Annotated in this window: 23 protein-coding genes and 1 riboswitch; of the genes, 14 read left to right on the top strand and 9 right to left on the bottom strand. The window is 73.6% G+C overall.

The window, feature by feature from the left end:
• Positions 1–73: 73 nt before the first annotated feature.
• A complete protein-coding gene (locus AB0M79_RS08300) occupies positions 74–712 on the top strand; it encodes a hypothetical protein (RefSeq protein WP_364209483.1) in 639 nt (212 codons plus the stop codon).
• An 18-nt stretch (positions 713–730) separates the two neighbouring features.
• On the opposite strand, the gene AB0M79_RS08295 is transcribed toward AB0M79_RS08300, so the two are convergent.
• Both AB0M79_RS08295 and AB0M79_RS08290 read right to left on the bottom strand, forming a co-directional pair.
• Positions 731–1081 (bottom strand): hypothetical protein, encoded by a 351-nt coding sequence (locus tag AB0M79_RS08295; protein ID WP_364209480.1) that lies wholly within the window; start codon positions 1079–1081, stop codon positions 731–733.
• A 148-nt stretch (positions 1082–1229) separates the two neighbouring features.
• Positions 1230–1769: a hypothetical protein gene (locus AB0M79_RS08290; RefSeq protein WP_364209477.1), complete on the bottom strand. Its 540-nt coding sequence runs from the start codon at positions 1767–1769 to the stop codon at positions 1230–1232.
• 192 nt (positions 1770–1961) lie between these two features.
• Between AB0M79_RS08290 and AB0M79_RS08285 the strand changes: the two genes are divergently transcribed.
• A complete protein-coding gene (locus AB0M79_RS08285) occupies positions 1962–3161 on the top strand; it encodes a histidine kinase (protein WP_364209474.1) in 1200 nt (399 codons plus the stop codon).
• Positions 3158–3805 carry a response regulator transcription factor gene (locus AB0M79_RS08280; protein ID WP_364209471.1) on the top strand — a complete coding sequence of 216 codons (648 nt, stop codon included), beginning with the start codon at positions 3158–3160 and terminating at the stop codon, positions 3803–3805. Before AB0M79_RS08285 ends, AB0M79_RS08280 begins: the two co-directional genes overlap by 4 nt.
• Here AB0M79_RS08280 and AB0M79_RS08275 read toward each other — a convergent pair.
• The gene (locus tag AB0M79_RS08275) at positions 3791–4456 is read right to left on the bottom strand and encodes a phosphatase PAP2 family protein (protein ID WP_364209468.1); all 666 of its coding nucleotides are present in this window, start codon (positions 4454–4456) and stop codon (positions 3791–3793) included. The two genes, AB0M79_RS08280 and AB0M79_RS08275, sit on opposite strands and share 15 nt — an antisense overlap.
• Before the next feature lie 188 nt (positions 4457–4644).
• Here AB0M79_RS08275 and AB0M79_RS08270 point away from each other — a divergent pair, with 188 nt between their 5' ends.
• The 5 genes from AB0M79_RS08270 to fabF all read left to right on the top strand — a co-directional run bounded on the left by AB0M79_RS08270 (position 4645) and on the right by fabF (position 9683).
• Positions 4645–5847 carry a helix-turn-helix domain-containing protein gene (locus tag AB0M79_RS08270; RefSeq protein ID WP_364209921.1) on the top strand — a complete coding sequence of 401 codons (1203 nt, stop codon included), beginning with the start codon at positions 4645–4647 and terminating at the stop codon, positions 5845–5847.
• 158 nt (positions 5848–6005) lie between these two features.
• The gene (locus AB0M79_RS08265) at positions 6006–7175 is read left to right on the top strand and encodes an acyltransferase domain-containing protein (protein ID WP_364209465.1); all 1170 of its coding nucleotides are present in this window, start codon (positions 6006–6008) and stop codon (positions 7173–7175) included.
• A 47-nt stretch (positions 7176–7222) separates the two neighbouring features.
• On the top strand, positions 7223–8164 hold the full coding sequence (locus tag AB0M79_RS08260) for a beta-ketoacyl-ACP synthase III (RefSeq protein WP_357543825.1): 942 nt from the start codon (positions 7223–7225) through the stop codon (positions 8162–8164).
• 48 nt (positions 8165–8212) lie between these two features.
• Positions 8213–8455, top strand: coding sequence for an acyl carrier protein (locus AB0M79_RS08255; RefSeq protein WP_357543824.1), 243 nt, complete (start codon positions 8213–8215; stop codon positions 8453–8455).
• Position 8456: 1 nt separating this feature from the next.
• Positions 8457–9683 (top strand): beta-ketoacyl-ACP synthase II, encoded by a 1227-nt coding sequence (gene fabF / locus AB0M79_RS08250; RefSeq protein WP_364209460.1) that lies wholly within the window; start codon positions 8457–8459, stop codon positions 9681–9683.
• A 135-nt stretch (positions 9684–9818) separates the two neighbouring features.
• Here fabF and AB0M79_RS08245 read toward each other — a convergent pair whose 3' ends face one another.
• Both AB0M79_RS08245 and AB0M79_RS08240 read right to left on the bottom strand, forming a co-directional pair.
• Positions 9819–11564, bottom strand: a complete 1746-nt coding sequence (locus tag AB0M79_RS08245; RefSeq protein ID WP_364209457.1) for a glycoside hydrolase family 3 N-terminal domain-containing protein — start codon at positions 11562–11564, stop codon at positions 9819–9821.
• Between the two features lie 131 nt (positions 11565–11695).
• Positions 11696–12187: a DUF3145 domain-containing protein gene (locus AB0M79_RS08240; protein WP_364209454.1), complete on the bottom strand. Its 492-nt coding sequence runs from the start codon at positions 12185–12187 to the stop codon at positions 11696–11698.
• Positions 12188–12442: 255 nt separating this feature from the next.
• On the opposite strand from AB0M79_RS08240, the gene AB0M79_RS08235 reads away from it, so the two are divergent.
• Positions 12443–12772, top strand: coding sequence for a hypothetical protein (locus tag AB0M79_RS08235; protein ID WP_357543820.1), 330 nt, complete (start codon positions 12443–12445; stop codon positions 12770–12772).
• Positions 12773–12837: 65 nt separating this feature from the next.
• On the opposite strand, the gene AB0M79_RS08230 is transcribed toward AB0M79_RS08235, so the two are convergent.
• Positions 12838–13440: a carbonic anhydrase gene (locus tag AB0M79_RS08230; protein ID WP_364209450.1), complete on the bottom strand. Its 603-nt coding sequence runs from the start codon at positions 13438–13440 to the stop codon at positions 12838–12840.
• Positions 13441–13675: 235 nt separating this feature from the next.
• On the opposite strand from AB0M79_RS08230, the gene AB0M79_RS08225 reads away from it, so the two are divergent.
• The 3 genes from AB0M79_RS08225 (at position 13676) to AB0M79_RS08215 (ending at position 19629) form a co-directional block, all read left to right on the top strand.
• Positions 13676–14617, top strand: coding sequence for an alpha/beta hydrolase (locus AB0M79_RS08225; RefSeq protein ID WP_364209447.1), 942 nt, complete (start codon positions 13676–13678; stop codon positions 14615–14617).
• A 176-nt stretch (positions 14618–14793) separates the two neighbouring features.
• A complete protein-coding gene (locus AB0M79_RS08220; protein WP_364209444.1) occupies positions 14794–16905 on the top strand; it encodes an AAA family ATPase in 2112 nt (703 codons plus the stop codon).
• Between the two features lie 186 nt (positions 16906–17091).
• Entirely contained in the window at positions 17092–19629 is a 2538-nt protein-coding gene (locus AB0M79_RS08215; RefSeq protein ID WP_364209441.1) for an ABC transporter permease, read from the top strand.
• Positions 19630–19650: 21 nt separating this feature from the next.
• Here AB0M79_RS08215 and AB0M79_RS08210 read toward each other — a convergent pair whose 3' ends face one another.
• Together AB0M79_RS08210 and AB0M79_RS08205 are read right to left on the bottom strand one after the other, a co-directional pair.
• A complete protein-coding gene (locus tag AB0M79_RS08210; RefSeq protein WP_364209438.1) occupies positions 19651–19968 on the bottom strand; it encodes a helix-turn-helix transcriptional regulator in 318 nt (105 codons plus the stop codon).
• Positions 19961–20308, bottom strand: coding sequence for a type II toxin-antitoxin system RelE/ParE family toxin (locus AB0M79_RS08205; protein WP_364209918.1), 348 nt, complete (start codon positions 20306–20308; stop codon positions 19961–19963). The genes AB0M79_RS08210 and AB0M79_RS08205 overlap by 8 nt, the downstream gene beginning before the upstream one ends.
• Before the next feature lie 168 nt (positions 20309–20476).
• Between AB0M79_RS08205 and AB0M79_RS08200 the strand changes: the two genes are divergently transcribed.
• Together AB0M79_RS08200 and AB0M79_RS08195 are read left to right on the top strand one after the other, a co-directional pair.
• The gene (locus AB0M79_RS08200) at positions 20477–21391 is read left to right on the top strand and encodes a cation diffusion facilitator family transporter (protein WP_364209435.1); all 915 of its coding nucleotides are present in this window, start codon (positions 20477–20479) and stop codon (positions 21389–21391) included.
• A gap of 157 nt (positions 21392–21548) precedes the next feature.
• Positions 21549–21678: riboswitch (cyclic di-AMP (ydaO/yuaA leader) on the top strand.
• Between the two features lie 9 nt (positions 21679–21687).
• Positions 21688–22734, top strand: coding sequence for a hypothetical protein (locus AB0M79_RS08195; RefSeq protein ID WP_364209915.1), 1047 nt, complete (start codon positions 21688–21690; stop codon positions 22732–22734).
• Between the two features lie 81 nt (positions 22735–22815).
• Here AB0M79_RS08195 and AB0M79_RS08190 read toward each other — a convergent pair whose 3' ends face one another.
• Complete coding sequence (locus tag AB0M79_RS08190) at positions 22816–23373, bottom strand: TetR family transcriptional regulator (protein ID WP_364209432.1); 558 nt, start codon at positions 23371–23373, stop codon at positions 22816–22818.
• Positions 23374–23375: the final 2 nt, after the last annotated feature.

Raw genomic sequence — 23375 nt, 5'->3', positions numbered from 1 at the left:
CACTACCTGGCTGCCCGGGACGGTCGACGCGGATCGTCAGCGTCGGCAGTCGAATCGAACCGAAGGAGTCACGATGAGTGTGCACATCGAACGGGCCCGGGTCGAACCCGGCGCCCCCCGGCCGGCCGCCGACCGGCACCGGCTGGTCCCCCGGATCCGGGCGGCCGGGATCGCCCTCACCGCCGGGGCGGTCGCCTGGGCGATCGGCACGCTGGCCGCCGGCGACCAGATGGACCAGGACGTCCAGCCGCTGGAGAACGCCACCAGCATGGTCTTCCTGTGCGGGGTGGCGGCCCTGACCCTGGTCGTGCTGGCGACCCGGGCGACCGGTCCGCGCAAGGGCCGGGCGTTCCCGATCGTCGTGCTGGCCCTGCTGGCGCCGGCGATGCTCTGGTCGGTCTTCGCGTTCGCCTATCCGGAGCAGGGGGTCGAGCCGGGGTGGATGCTGGTGCTGGACATGTGCTGGCCGCTGTCGCAGTTGTCGACGATCGTGATGGGCGCCGCCGTCGCCAGGGTGGGCCGCTGGACCGGCTTCCTGCGCTGGCACCTGCTGCTGGCCGCACTGTGGCTGCCGGTCATGATCCCGTTCAAGAACCTCGCCGGGACGGTGGCGTTCACCTTCGCGAGCGCGATCTGGCTGGTGGCGACGTACGGGACGCTCGGGCTGCGGCTGGCGCTGCGACCGGCCGACACCCTCGGGGTACGGGACTGACGGGGCGGCGGGCGCCGGTCAGCACCACCGGCGCGGGGGCCGCTGCCGGCGGTTCTTGCGCCGGGTCGGGCGGACGGCGCCGTGCCGGTGGGCGCCGGCCCAGCCGTGCAGGTCGGTCCGGCAGGTGCTGGGCAGGGTGCCGCGGGGCAGGACGGTGGAGCCGTCGAGCTGCCGGTCGGGGACGGGGTCGGTGTCTTCGTCGGCTTCGACGTCGTCGTCGAGGACCGGCGGGCCGAGTTGGTGGGGGCCGACCCCGCACACCCAGCGGCCCGCCCCGGCCCCGCCGGGCGCGGCGTCCGCCTCCGGGGGGTCGACCAGCCGGGAGACCTCTTCGTCGGCGCAACCGTTTCCGGCCTCCCCTTGCGCCATCTCGATCTCCTCACCAAACCCCGCGCGTCCTCGTGGGACGCGGCCGTCCATACCGGGCCTACGCTGCCGGTTGTGGCGCGGGCCCGACCGGCATCGGCCGGTCCCTGGACGCTACTAGAAGTCGGTGACATCGAGACTGAGGCGAAACTCACTCGGCGGCTGATCGATGGGAAATCGTTGTCCAGACCGGGTAGGCGAGCAGCCAGATCACGATTACGGCGGTGAGGCGGGCCACCCAGGCAGCCAGTTCCCCGGTCCGGGCGAAGTCGCCGACGAGCAGGATGCCGCCGCCGAGCAGTGCGCAGGCGATCGCCCAGGCCAAGACAGCCTTGCCCCATTCACGCCATTCGTACCTGACCCGCGCCGGCCCGCCCTTCGGCGGCTTCCACGGCGGCGGGCCACCGGCGAACCGGTGCGCGAACCGCTGGTCGGCCCAGCGCACCATCGAGTGCCCGAAAGCGACCGAGAACCCGAGGTACGCCGCGGCCAGCCCGTGGACGAAGGTCGCCGTGGCCCCACCCCGCAGGTCGATCACGGTCGCCACCAGCAGCACCACGTCGACCAGCGGTACGCAGACCAGCAGCGCCGCCCCGAGCCGGCGCATCCGCAACAGGTAGCGGGCCACCAGCCCGGCGCCCAGCACCACCCAGAAGCCGATCTCACACGCCACGATCACCGCGAGCACCACAGCCGCCACCCCTCCCCGAACAGTCCGGCCGGCTTCCAGCGTCGTGGACGGCCGGGCGGTGGACGTCAGCACTGGCGGCGAGATGCGGATACATCGAAGGGGGGAGGCGTACATCCTTCGACGGACGCCGCCGCCACCCGCGTCGTCGGCCGGGTGGAGCCGGCGGGGCACCGGCTGTGATGTGATCGGACGGTGACCGGACTGCTCGGCGTGGGACGCGGGACGCTGGGGCGGGACCTCGCGCTGGCCGGCCTGTACCTGGTCGGCGGCCTGCTGATCGTGGCCACCGGCGCCTACCGGGAGATCTCACCGGCGCCCGCCGAGATCCGGTTCCTGTTCTCGGTGACGCTGGCGGTGACCTGCGCCGGGGTCGCGTTACGTCGGGTGGCGCCGCGGGCCGGCCTGGCGGTGGGCACCGCCGGCACGGTCGCCGACGTGCTCCTCGGCGTGTCGCTGGCCACCATCCTGGTCTACACCCAGGTGCTCTACGACGCCGTCGTCTACGGGCCGCCGCGACTGTGGCGCTGGCTGCTGTGGATCACCAGCGCGCTGGCGGTGGGGCTCGCGGTCGCCGGTCTGGTCGTGGTCGGTTCCTGGACCGGGGTCGCCGCCGGCATCCCGGCCGTGCTGGCCGGCACCCTGCCGGTGCTGACCGGGCTGACCGTACGGCAGTACCGCGACCAGGCCACCGCCGAACGTGACCGGGCCGAGAAGGCCGCCCGGCTCGCCGAACTCGACCGCCGCCAGGCGATCACCGCCGAACGCACCCGGATGGCCAGGGAACTGCACGACGTGGTCGCCAACCACCTCAGCGCGGTCGCGATCCACTCCACGGCCGTGCTGTCCGTACCCGGGCTGGAACGGCCCAGGGTCGAGCAGGCCCTACAGGTGATCAGGGAGAACAGTGTGCAGGGGCTGGCCGAGATGCGACGGATGATCGACCTGCTGCGGGAACCGGCCGCCGCCGGGCCGGAGACGCCGGCGCTGTCCCGGACCGTCGAGCCGGGGCTGGCCGGGGTGGACCGGCTCATCGCCCAGGCGCGTGGCGCCGGGCTGGACGTGCGTCTGGAGACCACCGGGACGGTCCGGCCACTGCCCGCCAACGTCGACCTGGCCGCGTACCGGATCGTGCAGGAGTCGCTGACCAACGCGCTGAAGCACGGCGCCGGCCGGGCGGCGGTGACGGTCGGCTACGACCCCGGCCTGGTCCGGCTGGTGGTCAGCAATCCGCTGCCCGAGGTGGCCGGCCGGGGTGCGGCGCTGGGCGCCGGGGCCGGGTTGGTGGGCATGCGCGAACGCGCCGAACTGCTGCGCGGGCACTTCGACGCCGGCCGGCACGGCCCGACCTGGCTGGTCCGCGCCGAGCTGCCGACCGGTGGGGAGACGGCGTGACGATCCGCCTGGTGGTCGCCGACGACCAGCCCGCCGTACGCGCCGGCCTGGTCCTGATCCTCGACGCGGCACCCGACATCACGGTGGTCGGCGAGGCCGCCGACGGCGCGGAGGCGGTCGAGCTGTGCCGGGCCGTACGCCCCGACGTGGCCCTGCTCGACCTGCGGATGCCCGGCCGGGACGGGCTCTGGGCGACGGCCGAGATCGTCGGGGCCGGGCTGGCCGACGTGCTCGTGCTCACCACGTTCGACCTCGACGAGTACGTCTACGGCGCGCTGCGGGCCGGTGCCAGCGGCTTCCTGCTGAAGAACACCGACGCCGCCGGGCTGGTCGAGTCGGTGCGTACGGTGGCCCGGGGCGAGGGCGTCCTCGCCCCGGCGGTGACCCGGCGGCTGATCACCGCCTTCGCCGCGACCGGGGGCGCGCCGCCGGACCGGCGGGTACTGGCCGGGCTGACCGCGCGGGAGGTCGACGTGCTGGCCTGCCTCGGCCTGGGCCTGTCGAACCAGCAGGTCGCCGATCGGCTGGCGATGGCGGAGAGCACCACGAAGACCCACGTCAGCCGGATCCTGACCAAGCTCGGCCTGCGCAGCCGGGTGCAGGCCGCGATCCTCGCCCAGGAGCTGCGCCTACCGGCTCCCTGAGCGGGCCTCCCGGCCGGTGCCGCGGGCGGCCGCCGGACGGCCGGCGACGGCCGCCCGCGCGAGCAGCGGCACCACGCCGAGGGCGAGCAGCCAGCCGCCGAGCACGTCGGCCGGCCAGTGGGCGAGCAGGACGAGCCGGGTGATGCCGACGTACAGGGCGAACGCCACCGCCAGCAGCACCGTCACGGTCCGCGCGGTCCGCCCCTGCCGGGGCCAGAGCAGCAGTACGGCGGCGAGCGCGGCCGCGGCCGCGTTGCTGGTGTGCCCGCTCGGGAAGCCGTTGCTGTCGATCTCCACGAAGGCGTCCGGCGGGCGCGGGTGGTGTAGCAGCCAGTGCATCAGGGCCCACAGCACCGGTACGACGACGGTGACGGCGGCGCAGAAGACGGCGCGTACCCGGTCCCGGCGTACCGCGAGGACGACGGTGACCACGACGCCGGCGGCCAGGTACGGCAACGTGGCGGCGACGTCGGTCGCCACCCGCACCACCGCGACCAGGTCGGGGTTGCCGGCCCCGTGGCGGCGCAGCGCGTCGGCGACCGCGGTGTCGAGGTGGTCGAGCGGCGCCCACCCGCCGGTCACCAGCGCCAGCAGGACGGTGAACGCGGCCAGCGCGAGCAGCGGCACGGCAGGGTGCGGGCGGGCGATCATCCCAGCATCGTGACACGCGCCCGCGTTTCCGGCGGCGCGGCGCCGCATGGCAGGCTGGGGCGGTGGTGACCGAGGGTGCCGGGCCGGCGCGGGCGAAGCGTCGTGCGTCCGGCCGGGCGCCGGGCGGGGAGGCCGCCCGGGCGAAGGTGCCGGGCGCGGAGCCCGGACCGGCCACCGGCACGGACCAGGTGCCGGTCGAGCTGGCCGGCGGTGAGCTGGCCGACACCCTGCGCCGGATCGAGCGGTCGGCGGGCGCGCTGGCGACGGCGAGCGTGTCCCGGATGGACGAGACCCTGCCCTGGTTCCGGGAGCTGCCGGCCGACCAGCGGGCCTGGGTGATGCTGGTCGCGCAGACCGGGGTGCGGTCGCTCGTGGAGTGGCTGCGCCAGGGTGGCGCGGCGCTGGGCAGCCCGACCGAGGTGTCCGACGAGGTGTTCGCGGCGGCGCCACTGGCCCTGGCCCGGTCGATCAGCCTGCAACAGACCGTCGCGCTGATCAAGGTGATGATCGACGTGGTGGAGGAGCAGGTGCCGCACCTGGCCGCCAGCGGCGAAGAGCGGTTGCTGCGGGAGGCGGTGCTGAAGTTCTCCCGCGAGATCGCGTTCGCCGCCGCCCGGGTCTACGCGCGGGCCGCCGAGTCACGGACCGCCTGGGATGCCCGGTTGCAGGCGCTGCTGGTCGACGCGCTGCTGCGGGGCGACTCCGCGGACGTGCTGGCCAGCCGGGCGGCTGCCCTGGGATGGGGGGACGCGCAGCCGGTCGCGGTGGCGGTGGGCCGGTCGCCGGGCGGCGAGGTGGCGGCCGTGCTGCACACCATCTACCGGGCGGCCCGCCGGATCGGCGTGGAGATCATCGGCGGGGTGCACGGTGACCGGCTGGTGGTCGTGCTCGGCGGGGCGGCGGACCCGATGGCGGCCGCGACGAAGATGCTGGCCGGGTTCGGCGGCGGGCCGGTGGTGGTGGGACCGGCGGTGCCGCGCCTGGAGGAGGCGACCGACTCGGCGCGGGCGGCGCTCGCCGGGTTCCGGGCGGCGCCGGCGTGGCCGGCGGCACCGCGCCCGGTGGCCGCCGTGGAACTGCTGCCCGAACGCGCGCTGGCCGGCGACGGCGAGGCCCGGCGAACCCTGCGCCAGGACGTGTACGCGCCACTGGTCCGCGCCGGTGGCGAGCTGATGGAGACGCTGGACGCGTTCTTCGCCGCCGGTGGGGTGCTGGAGAGCGCCGCCCGCGCGCTGTTCGTGCACCCGAACACGGTCCGCTACCGGCTGCGGCGGGTGGGTGACGTGACCGGGTTCTCACCGCTGTCGGCCCGGGACACGTTCACCCTGCGGGTGGCCCTCACGATCGGCCGGCTGGACCCGGCACCGCCGGTCGTGTCTCCCGCCGGCTGACGACGCCACCCGGGGCGACCGGTACCCACATTTACGGCAATCCGCCCATAAAGCATCGCCGCCCCGTCGATTGTTGTAGACATCCCACAAAGGTCGTAGTGCGGATTGGTCGGTCGCGGCAACCACGTGACCCGCTGGTATCCAGGAGAGTCTTAGACGTGCTCGCCGTAATCGCTCCCGGCCAAGGCTCCCAGAAGCCCGGCTTCCTCACCCCGTGGCTCGAGCTGCCCGGCGCCGAGTCACGGCTGCGGTGGTGGTCCGCCCTGGCCGGCGTCGACCTCGTACACCTCGGCACCGAGGCGGACGCCGACGAGATCAAGGACACCGCCCGCACCCAGCCGCTGCTGGTCGCCGCCGCCCTGCTCGCCGGCGAGCACCTGCCGATGCACGACGTCGCGCTCACCGCGGGCCACAGCGTCGGCGAACTGGGCGCCGCCGCGCTCGCCGGGGTGCTGCCCGCCGAGGCCGCGATCACCCTGGCCGCCGTACGCGGCCGCGAGATGGCCGCCGCCTGCGGCCTCGAACCGACCGGGATGGCCGCCGTGCTCGGCGGCGAGCCGGCCGAGGTGCTCGCCGCGATCGAGTCGTACGGCCTGCACGCCGCCAACCACAACGGCGCCGGTCAGATCGTCGCCGCCGGGGCGGCCGAGAAGCTGGCGAAGTTCACCGCCGAGAAGCCGGCCGGGGCCCGGGTGATGCCGCTGCAGGTGGCCGGCGCGTTCCACACCCCCTACATGGCGACCGCCGAACGGGCGCTCGGCGTGGTCGCCGCCGGCATCACGCCGGCCGACCCGGCCCGGATCCTGCTCTCCAACGTCGACGGCGCCCCCGTGCCCCACGGCCGGGAGATGCTGCAGCGCCTGGTCCGCCAGGTCACCGCGCCGGTGCGCTGGGACCTGTGCATGCGTACGCTGGTCGACCTCGGCGTGACCGCGGTGATCGAGCTGCCCCCGGCCGGCGCGCTGACCAACCTGATCAAGCGGGAGCTGAAGGACTCGGGCCTGCCCGAGCTCGTCACCCTCCGGACACCCGACGACCTGCCGGCGGCCCGGGACCTGATCGCCCGGCACGGCACGGCCCCGAGCCACGAACCGGCCTCCCGGTTCCGGGTCGTGGTCTCCCCCGGCGCCGGAACGTTCGAGCCGGCCCCCCGGCTCACCGAGGGCGACAGCATCGGCGCTGGCGAACTCATCGGCCACATCGCGACCCGGCAGGGTCCGGTCGACGTGGCGGCGCACGGCTCCGGCGTACTCACCGAATGGCTGGCCGCCCACAACGACCCGGTCGCGCCCGGCCAGCCCCTCGCCCGCCTCGGCGGGCACCTGTGAGCGCCCCGTACGCCCGGATCTCCGGCGCGAAGGAGAGGTAGCCAAGCATGGGATCACGCATCGTCTCCCTCGGGCACTACCAGCCGTCCCGGGTACTGACAAACGACGACCTGGCCCGGATGGTCGACACCAACGACGAGTGGATCCGCGACCGGGTCGGCATCGTCACCCGGCGCATCGCCGACGGTGAGTCGGTCGCCGACATGGCGACCGCCGCCGCCGGCAAGGCGCTGGCCAACTCGGGCCTCAGCGCCGCCGACATCGACCTCGTCGTGGTCGCCACCTGCACCGCGATCGACCGCAGCCCCAACGTCGCCTGCCGGGTCGCCGCCCGGCTCGGCATCAGCGCCCCGGGCGCGTACGACATCAACACCGCCTGCTCCGGCTTCTCCTACGCGCTGGCCACCGTCGACCACGCGCTGAGCGCCGGGGCGGCCCGCAACGCGATCGTGATCGGGGCCGAGAAGCTGTCCGACATGGTCGACTGGACCGACCGCTCGACCTGCATCATCTTCGGCGACGCGGCGGGCGCGGCCGTGGTCAGCGCCACCGGCCCGGACGAGCCGTCGAGGATCGGCCCGGTCGTGTGGGGCTCGGTGCCGGAGAAGAGCGACGCCGTACGCATCGAGGGCTGGCGGCCGTACATCCAGCAGGAGGGCCAGGCCGTCTTCCGCTGGGCGACCACGGCGCTGGCCCCGATGGCCCTCAAGGCGTGCGAGCGGGCCGGGGTGGCCCCCGAGGAGATCGCCGCGTTCGTGCCGCACCAGGCCAACGCCCGGATCATCGAGGGCATCGCCAAGCGGCTCGGGATGCCCCAGGCCCTGATCGCCAAGGACATCGTGGAGTCCGGCAACACCTCCGCGGCCAGCGTGCCGCTGGCCCTGTCGAAGCTGGTCGAGCGCCGGGAGGTGCCCTCGGGCGCCCCGGTCCTGCTCTTCGGGTTCGGCGGCGGCCTCACCTACGCCGGGCAGGTCGTCCGCTGTCCGTAGCGGCGCCTGACCGGAAACGACCCACCCATCGAGAGGAAGACACCGAAGATGCCCACCCGTGACGAAATCACCGCCGGTCTCGCCGAGATCCTCGAAGAGGTCGCCGGCGTGAACCCGGACGACGTGACCGCGGAAAAGTCGTTCACCGACGACCTGGACGTCGACTCGCTGTCCATGGTCGAGGTCGTCGTCGCCGCCGAGGAGAAGTTCGGCGTCAAGATCCCCGACAACGAGGTGCAGAACCTCAAGACCGTGGGTGACGCGGTCGCGTACATCGAGGCGCAGTCCTGACATGAGTCGTACCGACGTCGTCGTCACCGGGCTGGGCGCGACGACCCCGCTGGGCGGGGACGTCGCGTCGACCTGGGAGGCCATGCTCGCCGGCCGCTCCGGGGTGGGCGCGCTCACCCAGGAGTGGGCCGCCCAGCTTCCGGTCCGCATCGCGGCCGAACTCGCCGTCGACCCGGCCGAGGTCCTCGACCGGGTCCGGCTCCGCCGGCTCGACCGGTCCGAGGCGATCGCGTTGATCGCCGCGCACCAGGCGTGGGCCGACGCCGGACTGGTCGACTCGGGTCTCGACCCCGAGCGGCTGGCCGTGAGTGTCGGCTCCGGGATCGGCGGGGCGCAGACCCTGCTCGCCCAGGACGACATCCTGGAGGCCTCCGGTCCGCGGCGGGTGTCCCCGCACACCATTCCGATGCTGATGCCCAACGGACCGGCCGCCTGGGTCGGTCTCGAACTGGGTGCCAAGGCCGGGGTGCACTCGGTCGCCAGCGCCTGCGCGACCGGCGCGGAGGCGGTCGCGCTCGGCCTGGACCTGATCCGGGCCGGCCGGGCCGACGTGGTGCTGGCCGGTGGCACCGAGGCCGTCATCCACCCGATGCCGATCGCCGGGTTCGCCTCGATGCGGGCCATGTCGACCCGCAACGACGACCCGGAACGCGCCTCCCGGCCGTGGGACAAGGCCCGGGACGGCTTCGTCCTCGGTGAGGGCGCCGGTGCGCTCGTACTCGAACGGGCCGACCACGCCGCCGCCCGCGGCGCCCGCGTCTACGCCCGGCTGGCCGGCTCCGGCATCACGTCGGACGGCTACGACATCGTGCAGCCGGACCCGGCGGGTTCGGGCGCGGTACGGGCGATCACGAAGGCGCTGGCCGACTCCGGTGTCGCGAAGAGCGACATCGTGCACGTCAACGCCCACGCCACCTCGACGCCGGTCGGGGACATGGCCGAGATCGCCGCGCTGCGGCTCGCGCTGGGCGACCACCCGGTGCTGACCGCCACCAAGTCGATGTCCGGCCACCTTCTCGGTGCCGCCGGCGCGCTGGAGTCGATCGCCACCATCCTGGCCATCCGCGACAGCATCGTCCCGCCGACGATCAACCTCGACGACCCGGACGACGACCTCAGCCTCGACGTGGCCGCGAACAAGGCCCGCCACCTGGACATCCCGGCCGCCCTGAACAACTCGTTCGGCTTCGGCGGCCACAACGTGGCCCTGGTCTTCACCCGGGTCTGAGACCCACCCAGCCCCACCCCAAGATCCGCGTGATCAGGGAGTACGTCCCGCGTGTCGCCGGCGCGCCGCGGTGACCAGCCCCTGATCACGCGGATCTTGGCGTTTCCCCGGCGCCCCGCCGGTAGGCGGGTCCGGCTACCGGCAGGACGTCCGGGGTAGCCCGGCGACCTCGACCGGCGAGCGGCCCGGGCTGCCCGCCTTGCCGGCCAGCACCCGCGCCAGCGCGGTCATCGACAGCCGGCTCGACGAGTACGTCGCGATCAGCACCCCGGACTTCGCCCTGCCGAGCAGGTACGGCGTGTCCATGCCGACCGTGACGTCGGCATCGGCCCGCAGGTCGCCGGCCCCGTCGCCGTACCCGACGAGGTGCACGACGGTGCCTCCGCTGTCGACGACCTTGACGCCGTTGGCCCGCAGCGCCTCGGTGAGCGCGGCGCGGGTGCCGTCCCGGCCGCCCGACGACGACACGGTGATCGGCCCGCGTACGGGCGGGGTCGCGCAGGCGCCGCGCAGTTGGGTGATCGCGGCGGCGCTGAGCTTGCCGACCGCCTCGGCGTGCGCGGTGCTGCCGACGGTCGACATCTCGGGCCGGGCCTGCCCGGCGAGGCGGAACTTCAGGGTGAGCACCCGGGTGGCCGCCTCGACCAGCCGCTCCCGGGGCAGCGAGCCGTCACGCAGGGCGGCGAGCAGCCCGGCGTGGGCGGCCGCCACGTCCGGCGGCATCAGCAGCAGGTCGTTGCCGGCGTTGATCGCCCGGACGGCGGCCTCGCCGGCCGGCCACTGCTGGGCCGGCGCCATGTTCATGCCGTCGGTGACGACCACTCCGGTGAACCCGAGTTCGCCGCGGAGCAGGTCGGTCAGCACCTTGCGGGAGAAGGTGGCCGCGGTGCCGGGGTCGATCGACCGCACGTCGAGGTGGCCGGACATCACCAGCCAGGCGCCGGCGTCGATCCCGGCCCTGAACGGCGGCAGGTCGTCGGCGTCGAGCGCGGCCCGGTCCTGGTTCAGCGCCGGCAGGTCGGTGTGCGAGTCGGCGGCGGTGTGGCCGTGCCCGGGAAAGTGCTTGAGGGTCGCCGCGACGCCCGCGCGCTGCAGCCCGCGGACCGCGCCGCCGACCTGGACCGCCGCGGCCTTCGGGTCGGAGCCGTACGACCGCGAGCCGATGACCACGCTGTCCGAGGCGCCGAGTACGTCGGCGACCGGCGCGAAGTCGACGTTGACGCCGAGGGCGGCCAGTTCGGCGCCGGCGACGTGCCAGGCGGACTCGGTCAGGCCCGCGTCGCCGGCCGCGCCGAACGCCATCGCGGTCGGCAGTTGGGTGACCCCGGTCCGGATCCGGGTGACGGCGCCGTACTCCTGGTCGGTGCCGATCAGCAGCGGTGCGGCGGGTCCGCCGGCCGGTGCCTTGCCGGCGGGCAGCCCGGCCGCCGCCTTCTGCAGCCCGGCGGTCAGGTCGTGGACCTGCTTCGGGTTCTCGACATTGGTGGTGGGCTGGTTGCCGCCGGTGGGGTCGTCGGCGGAGAAGCCGACCAGGATCAGCCCGCCGAGACGGTATTTCTCGACCATCTGCGCCGGGGTGTCGACGCCGGCCAGCTTCTGGTTGCCGGCGGCCGAGCCGGCCGTCACCTTCGTCGCCGAGTTGCCGTACGCGTAGGGCATCAGGACCTGGCCGGCGAGGTCCTCGTCACCCAGGGTGGCGACCACGGCGGCGGCCGCCAGCGCGGCGGGGTCGTCCGGTGACGGGGTCGCCGCCGGGGCGGGGGTGCTGGTGGGTGACCGCTCCGGTTCGGCGGGCGGGCCGGGGTCGGCGCCACAGCCGGCGAGGGTCAGCGCGGTCAGGACGGTGAGCGCGACGGCGGTCCGCCACCGGGGATTCGACACGCCGCCATCCCACCAGCCGCCGCCCCGGCCCGGCAAATCGGCGCATGTCGCAGGACCGGCCGGCCGACCGCCGGGACGGGACGTCCCGGGCGGCCGAACCGGCCGGCGCGGTCATGACAGGGAGGAAGCGGTCAGCCGACCCGGGTGAGCAGCGTCACCGGAGCCCCGTCCCCCGCGTAGCGGTAGGGCTCCAGTTCGGCGTCCCAGTGTGTGCCGAGCGCCTTCTCCAAGGCGTGCGCCAGTGCTTCCGGCGCCCGGGCGGCCGCCATGATCGCCCGGAGCCGGTCTTCGCCGAGCTGGGTGTCTCCCGCGGCGCCCATGGCGGCGCGGAAGAGTCCCCGGCCCGGTACGTACATGAACCGTTCGCCGTCGACCCCGGCGCTCGGTTCCTCGGTGATCTCGAAGCGGATCATCGGCCACTGCCGGAGGGCAGCAGCCAACTCTGCGCCCGTCCCCGGCCGTCCGGTCCAACTGCACTCCGCCCGTCTGGCGGAGGGATCGACCGGTTGGGTCGTCCAGTGCAGGTTGACCGGCGCGGTGAGGACGCGCGCGATCGCCCACTCGACGTGTGGGCACACGGCGAGGGGGGTCGAGTGGACGTATACGACGCCACGCGTTGGCACGGTGACCTCCCGGAGAGCGAGGTGCGTCTTCCCCTACGACCTCGATCACCAGTCGGTGCTGCACACATGATGACTGGTGTGACGGATGGTGCGCCAGGGAATCGGCGAACTGGCCCTCCAAATAGCTAACCGGACGCCGGGGACGGGCCGGACGGCAGGTCGGCCGGTCCCGATCGGCGCCTGAGGGACGGTTGGCGGATGCGGTAGAGTGGTGTGCCTTTCCCATGTCGTGCATGTCGTGCAAGGAGTACCTCCGTGGCGAGCAACACCTCGAAGACCGCCCGCGCATCCGTCCGCGCCGGCCAGGCCGGCCAGGGTGGCGCCCTGAGCGTGCTGGGCGAGTTCAAGTACCTGATCCCGCTCAACGGCGGCAAGTTCGCCTACGTGCGTAACCTGACCAACGGCAAGACCGCCCACCTGCGCACCGACTCCGAGGCGTTCGTCGAGGAGATCCGGGTGCTCGCCGGCGCGGGCCACGCCGCCAAGATCCGGGCCGAGATCAACTCCCTCGCCGCGTCGCACCCGGGCGACGGCTGGGACGCCACCGAGAAGCGCCTGGTCGACGCCGGCGTCTTCGAGGGCTGAGTCCTCCGCTCGAAAGACACCGAAGCGCCCCGCCGACGGCGGGGCGCTTCCGTTTCCACCGGCGGTCAGTCGAGCAGCGCGACCTTGCCGCTGTTCAGGTCGTAGACGGCGCCGACGACGTCGACCTGCCCCGGCACGGCGAACGTGCCCAGCCGCTCGACGGTGCGCTCGACGTGCCGGCGTACGGCCTTGGTCTGCAGGTCCTCGGCGTCCAGCCCGACCTCGAGGACGGCCGGGGCGATCTCGTCGAACAGGTAGGCCAGCGCGCCGTCCGGCCGCTGCCCGGCCCGCAACGCCTCGATGGTCAGCCCGACGGCGCCGCAGCGCTGGTGCCCGAGTACGACGACCAGCGGCACCCGGAGCTGGCCGAGCGCGAACTCGACCGAGCCGCGTACGGCGAGGTCGAGCACGTGCGCCCCGGACCGCACCACGCAGATCGAGCCGAAGGTCTGGTCGAAGATCGCCTCCAACGGCACCCGCGAGTCGATGCAGCCGATGACGACGGCGGACGGCTGTTGCTCACCGGACGCGGCCGCGGCGGCGGCCGACACGTGGTGGCCGTGGCGGGGCCGGCCACCGACGAAGCGCCGGTTTCCGGCCAGCAGGTCGCTCAGCGCCTCCATCGGCCCGGCGGTGCGGCGTGGGGCGGGAGCGTTCTCGGTGCTCATGGGCGACGACACCCAGTCAGCTTGATTCGCTACCGGCCGGTCGGGAACCGGATTGCGACCATTGTCACCGGAACGGTTCACCAATTGGGATGCCGGGTAAGCATCAGGGACCCCGGCGGGGAGCCCAGCGAAAGTGACGAAGATCCCGAAACAACGACAAGTCATCCCCGTCCCGGGCACCATGGTTACCCACTGGTAAGGGGTGGCCGTCGATCGAACGGGGAGGTGTCCCCCCATGCCCAGTCCGGTCACCGAACCGGTGGTCACCGTCGTTCCGGCCGAGTTCTCCGCCGGCGTACCCGCCCATGTCGAGTCGACCGGGCCGCCGGACGCCCCGCTGACGGTCGTACTGCTGCACGGCTGGACCCTCGACGGACGCATCTGGCGCCGGCAGCGGGTCGCGCTGCACGAGGCGTACGGGGACCGGATCCGGGTGGTGACGTACGACGCGCGCGGGCACGGACGCTCCGGCTCGGCTCCCCTGCCGTCGGCCACCCTGGCGCAACTCGGCGACGACCTGGCGCGGGTGCTGGAACAGGCCGTGCCGAGCGGACCGGTGGTGCTCGCCGGCCACTCGATGGGCGGAATGACGATCATGGAGTACGCCCACCGGCACCCCGGGGCGTTCGCCGACCGGGTCGCCGGGCTGCTCTTCGTCTCCACCACCGCCGAGGGACACACCCATACCGAGTACGGGCTACCGGCGCCACTCGCCCGCCTGGTCCGGATCGCCGAGACGGCCGGCGCCGGGGTGCTCGCCCGGTGCGGCTCGTGCCGGCCGCCGTCGCTGCTGATGCGGGTTCTGCGCCCGTCGCTGCGCTGGCTGCTATTCGGCACCGAGTGCGCCTCCGACGACGTACGGCTCGCGGGTTCCGCGGTGTCCCGGGCCCGGATGTGCGCCATCGGCGGGCTGCGCCCCTCGATCGGCGCCCAGCACCGGCTGGACACCCTCGCCGCGCTCGGCGACGTGCCGGCGGCGGCCCTGGTCGGGGACCGCGACCGGCTCACCCCGCCGGCGTGTGCCGAGTCGATCGCCGACGCGCTGCCGACCACCGAACTGACGGTCTGCCCCGGCGCCGGCCACATGCTGATGCTGGAGCGTCCCGACGAGGTCAACACCGCCCTGCGCGCGGTGACCGCCCGCGCCCTGGAGCCCCACCTCGCCCTCACCGGCTGATCCGCCGCGACACTCTCCGCGATCTTGCGCTTGTCTCCCCCTTTTTGCGCGGTTTTGTCGGGCGATAAGTGCAAGATCGGCTGAATTGGGTGGTGGGGTACGGGGATGCCGCAAGCCGGGTCGCTGCCCCGTACCCTGGTCGGGCCGCCACCGACCGTCGCCCGGGAGCCCATACGTTGACCGACGTCAGCACCGTCCAGCAGGAGATCGCCACCGAGCAGCGGCACGTCGACCGCGTCTACGCGCGGCTGACCCAGTTGCGGGCCTCGGCCGCACGGGCCGAGAAGGAGGGCTACCGGCTGGCCGGGGTGGGCAACTTCGGCGCCCTCGTCGAGCGCGACGCGATGGTCTTCCACGCCGCCCGGCGCCGGCACGTGCTCGACGCCGAACACGAGGGCCTGGTCTTCGGCCGGCTCGACCTGCGGGCCGGCACCGTGCTGCACGTCGGCCGGCTCGGCATCCGGGGCGAGAACGGCGAGCCGCTGCTGATCGACTGGCGGGCGCCGGCGGCGGCGGCGTTCTACCAGGCGACCGCCGCCGACCCCCGCGGCGTGGTGCGGCGGCGCATGATCCAGTCCAGCGGCGAGCGGGTCACCGGGGTCGAGGACGACCTGCTCGACCCGCAGGCCGCCCCGCCGGACATGCGGGTCGTCGGCGACGGGGCGCTGCTGGCGACGCTGGCCCGGGCCAAGGGCACCGGCATGCGCGACATCGTCGCCACCATCCAGCGCGAGCAGGACGAGGCGATCCGTTCCCCCGGCTCCGGGGTCACCGTCGTCTCCGGCGGGCCGGGCACCGGCAAGACCGCGGTCGCCCTGCACCGGGCCGCCTACCTGCTCTACTCCGATCGCGGCCGGTACGCCGGCGGCGGCATCCTGGTCGTCGGCCCGTCGGCGGTCTTCGTCGACTACATCGGCTCGGTGCTGCCGTCGCTCGGCGAGGACGCGGCCACGCTGCGCTCCCTCGGCTCGCTGGTGGTCGGCGTGACGGCCACCCGGGCCGACCCGACGCCGGTCGCCGCCGTCAAGGGCTCGCTGCGGATGCGGCGGGTGCTCGAACGCGCGGTCCGCGACGGCGTACCCGACCGCCCGACCGAACTGCGGCTGCTCTACCGGGGCGAACTGCTGCACCTCGACGCCGCCCGGCTCGACCGGATCTGGGACCGGGCCCTGCCCCGTGGCGCCCGCCGCAACGAGGTGCGCCGGGCCGGCATCGACGGCCTCTTCGACGCGCTGTGGCCGCAGGCCCGCGCCGGAAAGCTGATCACCCGGATCGAGTTCGAGGACGACCTCGCCGAACGGGAGGAGTTCCGCTCGTTCCTGCGCGCCTGGTGGCCCCGGCTGCTGCCCCGGCACGTGCTGGCCTGGTTCGCCGACCCGGCCCGGCTGCGCAGGTACGCGACCGGCATCCTGTCCAACGCCGAGATCCGGCTGCTCGCCGACTCCTACCGGACGCTGGCCACCGACGGGCCGACCATCGCCGACGTGGCGCTGCTCGACGAACTGGACGAGTTGATGGGCCGGCCGCCGAAGCCGAAGCGCCGCGGGCAGGACCCGTACCACGTACGCGACGGCGTGCGCGAGGTGACGACGTACGCCGACCGGCAGCGGGCCGCCCGCGCGGCGGCGGTCGAACGCCCCGACGACTACCGCGACTACGCCCACCTGGTCGTCGACGAGGCACAGGACGTGTCGCCGATGCAGTGGCGGATGCTCGGCCGGCGCGGCCGGCTGGCGTCGTGGACGGTCGTCGGCGACCCGGCGCAGACCGCGTGGACCGGCGACCCGGCCGAACTGGCCCGGGCCCGCGACCGGGCGCTCGGCAGCCGTCGGCGGCACGAGTTCACGCTGTCCACGAACTACCGCAACCCGGCGGAGATCTTCGCCGAGGCCGCCGCCGTGATCCGCGCGGTGCTGCCGGACCTGCCGCTGCCGAAGGCGGTCCGCTCGACCGGCGTACCCCCGGTCACCCTGACCGTGCCGGACGCCGAACTGCGGACGGCCGTCCACGACGCCACGACCCGGCTGCTGGCCGAGGTCGAGGGCACCGTGGGCGTGATCACCCCGGCCGCCCGCCACCCCCAGGTGGCGACCTGGCTGGCGGAGCTGCTGACCACCACCCCCCGCCTCCAGGTCGTGACCAGCCTCCAGTCCAAGGGCATGGAGTACGACGGCGTACTCCTGCTGGCCCCCGACGAGATCGCAGCCGAAGCCGGCGCGCGAACCCTCTACGTAGCTCTGTCCCGAGCCACCCAACGCCTAACCAAGATCTGCGTGATCAGGGAGTAAGTCGCGCGTGTCGTCGGCGCGCCGCCTGCCACGGCCCCTGATCACGCGGATCTTGCGGCGCGGCAGAGCGGCGCGCCGGCCCGCCGGCCGGCTGTCCGGATCTTGACAGGAGGGTGGATGGTCGCGCGCCCGGCGCCGGCGGGAGACTGACCGCGTGCAGAGCGCCCTCCCACCCGCCACCTCCCGTTGAACCGGCCGCTGCTGCGGCTGGCGCTGGCCGGCCTGCGGGCACACGCCGTACGGCTGCTCCTGACCGCCGCTGCCGTGGTCGTCGGGGTCAGCTTCCTCGCCGGCACCCTCGTCTACGGCGACACGGCCCGCGCCGCCTTCTACGACGACCTGGCCCGGTCGGCCCGCAACGTCGACGTCGTCGTCGAGCCGCGCCCCACCGAGATGATCGAGACCGGCACGGTGGATCGGGTCCGGGCGGTCGAGGGGGTCGCCGCCGTCGACGGCCGCACCACCGCCTGGCTCGGCATGCTCGACCGGGACGGCCGGCTGCTGATGAACAGCTCGCACATCGGCTACGCCCTGTCGTTGCCGACCGTCGACGCGCTCGCCCCGTACGACGTGACCGCCGGCCGGCTGCCGGCGGCGGCCGGCGAGGTCGCGGTCGAGCAGGGCACCCTCGACCGAGCCCGGTACGCCGTCGGCGACGTGATCACTGTCGTCGACCGGGCAGGGGAACCGCACCCGCTGACCGTGGTCGGCGCCCTCGACCTCGGCGTGAACCGGCTCTACGGCGGCTCGTCGGTGCTGGCCCTGACCACCGCCGACCTGACCGGGCTCACCACGACGCAGCGGTATTCGCAGGTGGTGGTGACCGCGCGGCCCGGCACCGACCCGGCGGTGCTGCGCGACCGGATCGCCGCCGCCGTCGACCCCAACTACGACGTGATCACCGGCGACCGGTTGCGGGACCGGCTGGCCCGCGACGCCGCCAAGTACGTCGACGGCTTCCTCGCGGTGCTGATCGGCTTCGGCCTGGTGTCGCTGACCGTGTCCGGTTTCGTCATCTACAACACGTTCGCGATCCTGGCCGCCCAGCGCACCCGCGAACTCGCCCTGCTGCGCTGCGTCGGCGCGACCCGCCGGCAGGTGGCCGGCTCGGTGCTGCTGGAGGCGCTGCTGCTCGGGGTGGTGGCGTCGGTCGGCGGGCTGGTCGCGAGCCTGCTCGTCGGGTACGGCCTGATCTGGGGCCGGGAACTCGTCGCCACCGACATCCCGCTGCACGCCCCGGTGGTGCGCTGGCCGACGGTCGCGGTGGCACTGGGCTTCGGCACGTTCGTGGCGGTGGCGTCCGCGCTCGTACCCGCCCTCGGCGCCGGCCGGGTCAGCCCGCTGACGGCGCTGCGCGACAGCACGCTCGCCGAGAAGCCGGCCGGCCGGGGCCGTACGGTGCGGGTCGTGGTCGCGGCGGCGCTGGCCGGCACCGGTCTGCTGGCCGGGGCGGCCGGCCTGACGATGGCGTTCGCCGGCCTGCCGCTGGTGCTCGGCGGCGGGATGCTGGTCTTCCTCGGCACCGTGGTCGCCGCCCCCCTGCTGGTGCCGGCCGCGGTCCGGGCGGTCGGCTGGCTACCGGCCCGGATCTTCGGTTCGGTACCGGGGCTGGCCGTGGCCGGCGCCCGGCGCAACCCGCGCCGGGCCGCGGCGACCACGATGGCGCTGATGATCGGCGTCGCGCTGATGTCGATGTTCAGCGTGTTGCTCGCCACCGCCCGCGAGCAGACCGGCCGGGAACTGGAGGAGAACTTCCCGGTCGAGTTCGTGCTCCGCAACGCCCGGGTCGACGGGGCACCCGACGCCCGGCGCGGACCGCTGCCGCCGGAACTCGCCGGTGTCCTCGCCGCCCGGCCCGAGTTCGCGACCGTCGCCGAGGTACGCCTGCGGCACGAACTTCTCGACGACCGGCTGCGGGTGTGGAGCGTACCGGCGGAGCAACTCCGCGGCCCGATCGTGCCGGAGGTCGTCGACGGCGACATCGCCGGCCTGCGGCCGGGCACCGTCGCGGTCAGCCGCCGGCTCGCCGACGCGCGGGCACTCGCCGTCGGCGACCCGGTGCCGCTCGGCACCCTCGGCACGCTCACCGTGGTCGCGGTCTACGACGACGCGCCGACCGAGGGCGCCGCGCTCGTCGCGGCCGAGCAGTTCGATTCCGTGTACGGCCCCAGCCAGCCCGACGAACTGCTGGTCGACCTGGCTCCCGGGGTCACGACGGCGGTCGGGCGGCAGGCGATCGACGCGGTGCTGCGCGACCACCCGGTGGTGCAGGTGAGCAGCCAGGCCGACCAGACCGACCGGCTGACCGCGTCCCTCGACGAACTGCTGGGGATCTTCGCCGCCCTGCTCGGCATGTCGGTGCTGATCGCCCTGTTCGGCATCGGCAACACGCTGTCGCTGTCGGTGTTCGAACGGGCCCGCGAGTCGGCGACGATGCGGGCGCTGGGCATGTCCCGCCGGCAGCTACGGGCGGTCCTGCTGACCGAGGCGGCACTGGTCGCCGCGGTCGGGGCGCTGGCCGGGGTGCTGCTCGGGGTTTCCGTCGGCTGGGCGGCGGCGACCGGACTGATCAGCGCGTACGGCCACGGCCTGCCGGTCGTGCCGGTGGGTCAGCTCGGGCTGTTCGTGGCGTTGGCGGCCGGTGCGGGGGTGCTGGCGGCGCTACTCCCGGCCCGGCGGGCGGCCCGCGCCCCGATCGTCACCGCGATGGCCGACCACGGCTGAAGGGGTGCAACGGGCCAGGGTTCAGGCGATGGCGGAGATGTCCCCGTCCTCGAAGTAGATCGCCTGGTGCAGACGCCCACCGAGCGCGGCGGCAAACCGGACGAGTACGTCCTGGCCAGAGATCTTTCCCTGCTCGATCTGGGAGACGCGGCCCTTGGTGACCCCCATCCGGTCGGCGACCTCCTGCTGGGTCAGCCCCCGGGCCCGGCGGATCTCGGCAAGACGGTAGCCCAGCACCTCGTTGAGCAACTCCTTCTTGCCAGCCGCCACGGCTTCCTCGCCCCCGGCACGGGCGACATACTCAGCGCGGACGTCCTTCCACCGGGTGTAGTCAGTCATGGCGTTCTCCATCCGTGCCGGCTCGTTCCTTGAGATAGATCTCGTACCGGTGTTCAGCCAACGGGATGGCTTCGCGGTACCAGGCGTTCCACTGCCCCGCCTTGTCACCGGCGACCAGGAGAATACTTGTGCGCCAGGGGTCGAAAGCGAACAGAATACGCACGGTCCCCGGCCGCAACTCCTTCAATTGGGCAAGCCGCGATCCGCGAATGGTGTCAACCAGCGGCCGCCCAAGGCCAGGACCGACCTCCGCGAGCAGGTCGAGCGCCTGCACAACCCGGTTGTATGTCGCCTGGTCCAGACCATCGATCCAATCCCGCACCTCGTCGACGACGTATATCTCCCACTCGGCTTCCCCGACGAACGGAGTATAGCGAACAGTAAACCCTTCGCCGACCGTGACGGTTACCGGAAGTGGTTACCAGTGCAATGTTTGCATACATAGCGATGTGAACATACATTGGATCAGGCCGCCGCCGGGGTGGCCACCGGACGGAGGGCGGAGCGCGTGGGACACGGGCACGACCACGGCGCGCAGGCGAAGCGGGCCGGCGAGAAGCACCGGGGACGGCTGTGGGCCGCCTTCTTCCTGATCGCCGTCTTCATGGTGGTCGAGGCGGTCGCCGCCCTGATCACGGGCTCGCTGGCGCTGCTCTCCGACGCCGGGCACATGTTCACCGACGTACTCGGGATCGGGATGGCCCTCGCCGCGATCACGGCGGCCCGCCGGGCAGCCGGCGACCCGCAGCGGACCTTCGGCCTCTACCGGCTCGAGGTGCTCGCCGCGCTGGCCAACGCCGTGCTGCTCTTCGGGGTCGCGATCTACGTGCTGATCGAGGCGGTACGCCGGTTCGACGATCCCCCGCACGTGCTGGCCGGGCCGATGATGCTGGTCGCCGTACTCGGCCTGATCGCCAACATCGTCGCGTTCATGCTCCTGCGCGCCGGCGCGCAGGAGAGCATCAACGTGCGCGGGGCCTACCTGGAGGTGCTCGGCGACCTGTTCGGCTCGGTCGGGGTCATCGTGGCCGCCGGGCTGATCACGCTGACCGACTGGTACTGGGTCGACCCGGTGGTGGCGGTCGCGGTGGGCCTGTTCATCCTGCCGCGCACCTGGAAGCTGGCCCGGGCGGCGGTACGGATCCTGGTCCAGGCCGCCCCGGAGCACCTCGACGTGCCGGCGGTGCAGGCCCGGCTGGCGGCCGTACCAGGGGTGTCGGACGTGCACGACCTGCACGTGTGGACACTGACCTCGGGCATGGATGTCGCCTCGGCGCACCTGACGGTCGACCCGGCCGCCGAGGTCGGCACGGTGCTGGCCGCCGCGCGGGAGGCGTTGCACGACGACTTCCACATCGAACACGCCACGTTGCAGGTCGAACCCGCTGCGTCGAAGGGCGATTGCGGCCCGGCGCACTGGTGACCTTAGCTGCGACTTAAGTTTCGTGACCTGCCCGATACTGTCGGCCAGCTTTGTCCTGAAATATCAGTGGATCACCGCACTTGCTGTCCCCCGCCCGCCGGACGGCTACCGGTAGGCTCGGCCGCGGCCTCCGCCGGGCGGCGCCCCTCGGTGCCTGCGGCGGCCGTCGCCTAATCGCCTTGGCGAGCCGGGGAACCATCGTTACTCGGGGTGCATCCGCGACAGCGGTAGGGATCTTCCGTCCCGAACCCGTCAGCTAACCCGGTCGGCGGCTGACGGAAGGACTGTTCGTGAGGTTGAGAGAAAAAGGACTCCTGGCCGCGCTGCTGGCCGTCGCCGTCGCGTTCGGCGCGGCACCGGCGACCGCCGCGCCGGTCGGCAGCGTCCCGGCCCGGCAGGCACTCGCGCCGGGCGACATCGACGAGGGCGGCACCAAGAAGCTGCGCGACCAGCTCGACGCCGCCACCAAGGGATACGTCGACGCCAAGGCGGCGCTCGACAACTCCACCAAGCGCCAGAAGGAACTCGACGCCCGGCTGAAGACCATCGGCGAGGAGCTGACCGTACGCAGCCAGGCGGTCGGCGAGCTGGCCTCGCGGGCCTACCGCACCGGCCGGATCGGGCCGATCGCCGCCCTGCTCAACACCAGCTCACCGGAGGGCTTCCTGGACCGGACCACGGCGCTGGGCAACCTCGCCGCCAGCGAGGACCGGCAGCTGCGGCTGCTCCAGGAGACGCAGGAGCTCCAGACCCGCGCCCGGGCCGCGGTCGACAACGAGATCCGCGAGCAGAAGAAGCAGCTCGCCACCATGGAGCAGCGCAAGAAGCAGGCCGAACGGGCGCTGGCCGAGGCCGGCAGCGGCCAGTCCAGCTCCGGGGTGCAGGGCTCGGGCTCCGGGTCGGGTTCCGGGTCCGCGTCGGCGAAGCCGGCACCGCGCAACGCCAACGGCTCGTGGCCCAGCGAGGGGTGCACGATCAACGACCCGACCACCTCGGGCTGCATCACCCCGCGCACGCTGCACGCGCTCAACCAGGCCAAGGCGGCCGGCTTCACCCGGTACGTCTCCTGCTACCGCAGCGGTGGCTCCGGTGAACACCCGAAGGGCCGGGCCTGCGACTTCGCCGCCCAGAAGGGCGGGTTCGGGGGCGTGGCGACCGGCGGCGACCGCACATACGGCAACAACCTGGCCGCGTACTACGTCAACAACGCCAGCCGGCTCGGCGTGCTCTACGTGATCTGGTTCAAGCAGATCTGGCTGCCCGGCAGCGGCTGGAAGGCGTACCGGGGCGGCGGCGACCCGTCCAGCGACCACACCAACCACGTACACCTGTCGGTGTACTAGCCGAAGCGACCGATGGCCGGGCCGCCCGAGGGGCGCCCGGCCATCGTCGTCAGCGCCGGACCCGGCGCCCGGCCATCGTCGTCAACGACCGAGTACGCCGGCGAGCACGGCCCGGATGCCGGGGCGGGGGTCGAAGCCGGCGACCGGCATCGACAGTTGGTGCAGCATGGTGCCGTCCAGGTGGTCCATGACCAGTCGGGTGTCCCGCGCCGGGTCGGTCGAGCCGAGGTCGCGCAGCCACACCACGCCCCATCCGACGATCACCTCCTGGCCGCGCCGCAGTTCGGCCTGGAGCGCCGGGCGTACGGCGGCCTCGAGGCCGAGCGCGTAGCGGGCGAGGGTGCGGTGCCGGCCGGGCCCGGTGGCGTACCGGACGAAGTCGGCCAGGGCGCCGGCCAACTCGTCGGCGTCGCGTGGGCGGACCGTGGCGGCGAGCCCCTGCCAGTCGACGCGGTCGAGTTCGACCAGCCGGGTGACGATGCCGGAGAGCAGCGCCTCGCGGGTGCGGAAGTGGTTGGAGGCGGAGCCGGCGGGGAGTCCGGCCCGGGAATCGACGGCCCGGTGGGTGAGGTTGCGTGGGCCGCCGGTGCCCAGCACCTCGATCGCGGCATCCAGTAGTTGGTCCTGCCTGCTCGGCATGT

Source organism: Polymorphospora sp. NPDC051019, from assembly GCF_040683055.1.
Classification (GTDB): Bacteria; Actinomycetota; Actinomycetes; order Mycobacteriales; family Micromonosporaceae; genus Polymorphospora; species Polymorphospora lycopeni.
Note: the sequence above shows the minus strand (reverse complement) of the source record. Positions and strands in the feature narration are given on the sequence as shown.

Coding starts and splice junctions, on each gene's coding strand:
- AB0M79_RS08300 (WP_364209483.1), top strand. CDS start 74: ATGAGTGTGCACATCGAACGGGCCCGGGTCGAACCCGGCGCCCCCCGG.
- AB0M79_RS08295 (WP_364209480.1), bottom strand. CDS start 1,081: ATGGCGCAAGGGGAGGCCGGAAACGGTTGCGCCGACGAAGAGGTCTCC.
- AB0M79_RS08275 (WP_364209468.1), bottom strand. CDS start 4,456: ATGATCGCCCGCCCGCACCCTGCCGTGCCGCTGCTCGCGCTGGCCGCG.
- AB0M79_RS08260 (WP_357543825.1), top strand. CDS start 7,223: ATGGGATCACGCATCGTCTCCCTCGGGCACTACCAGCCGTCCCGGGTA.
- AB0M79_RS08255 (WP_357543824.1), top strand. CDS start 8,213: ATGCCCACCCGTGACGAAATCACCGCCGGTCTCGCCGAGATCCTCGAA.
- fabF (WP_364209460.1), top strand. CDS start 8,457: ATGAGTCGTACCGACGTCGTCGTCACCGGGCTGGGCGCGACGACCCCG.
- AB0M79_RS08230 (WP_364209450.1), bottom strand. CDS start 13,440: ATGAGCACCGAGAACGCTCCCGCCCCACGCCGCACCGCCGGGCCGATG.
- AB0M79_RS08225 (WP_364209447.1), top strand. CDS start 13,676: ATGCCCAGTCCGGTCACCGAACCGGTGGTCACCGTCGTTCCGGCCGAG.
- AB0M79_RS08210 (WP_364209438.1), bottom strand. CDS start 19,968: ATGACTGACTACACCCGGTGGAAGGACGTCCGCGCTGAGTATGTCGCC.
- AB0M79_RS08190 (WP_364209432.1), bottom strand. CDS start 23,373: ATGCCGAGCAGGCAGGACCAACTACTGGATGCCGCGATCGAGGTGCTG.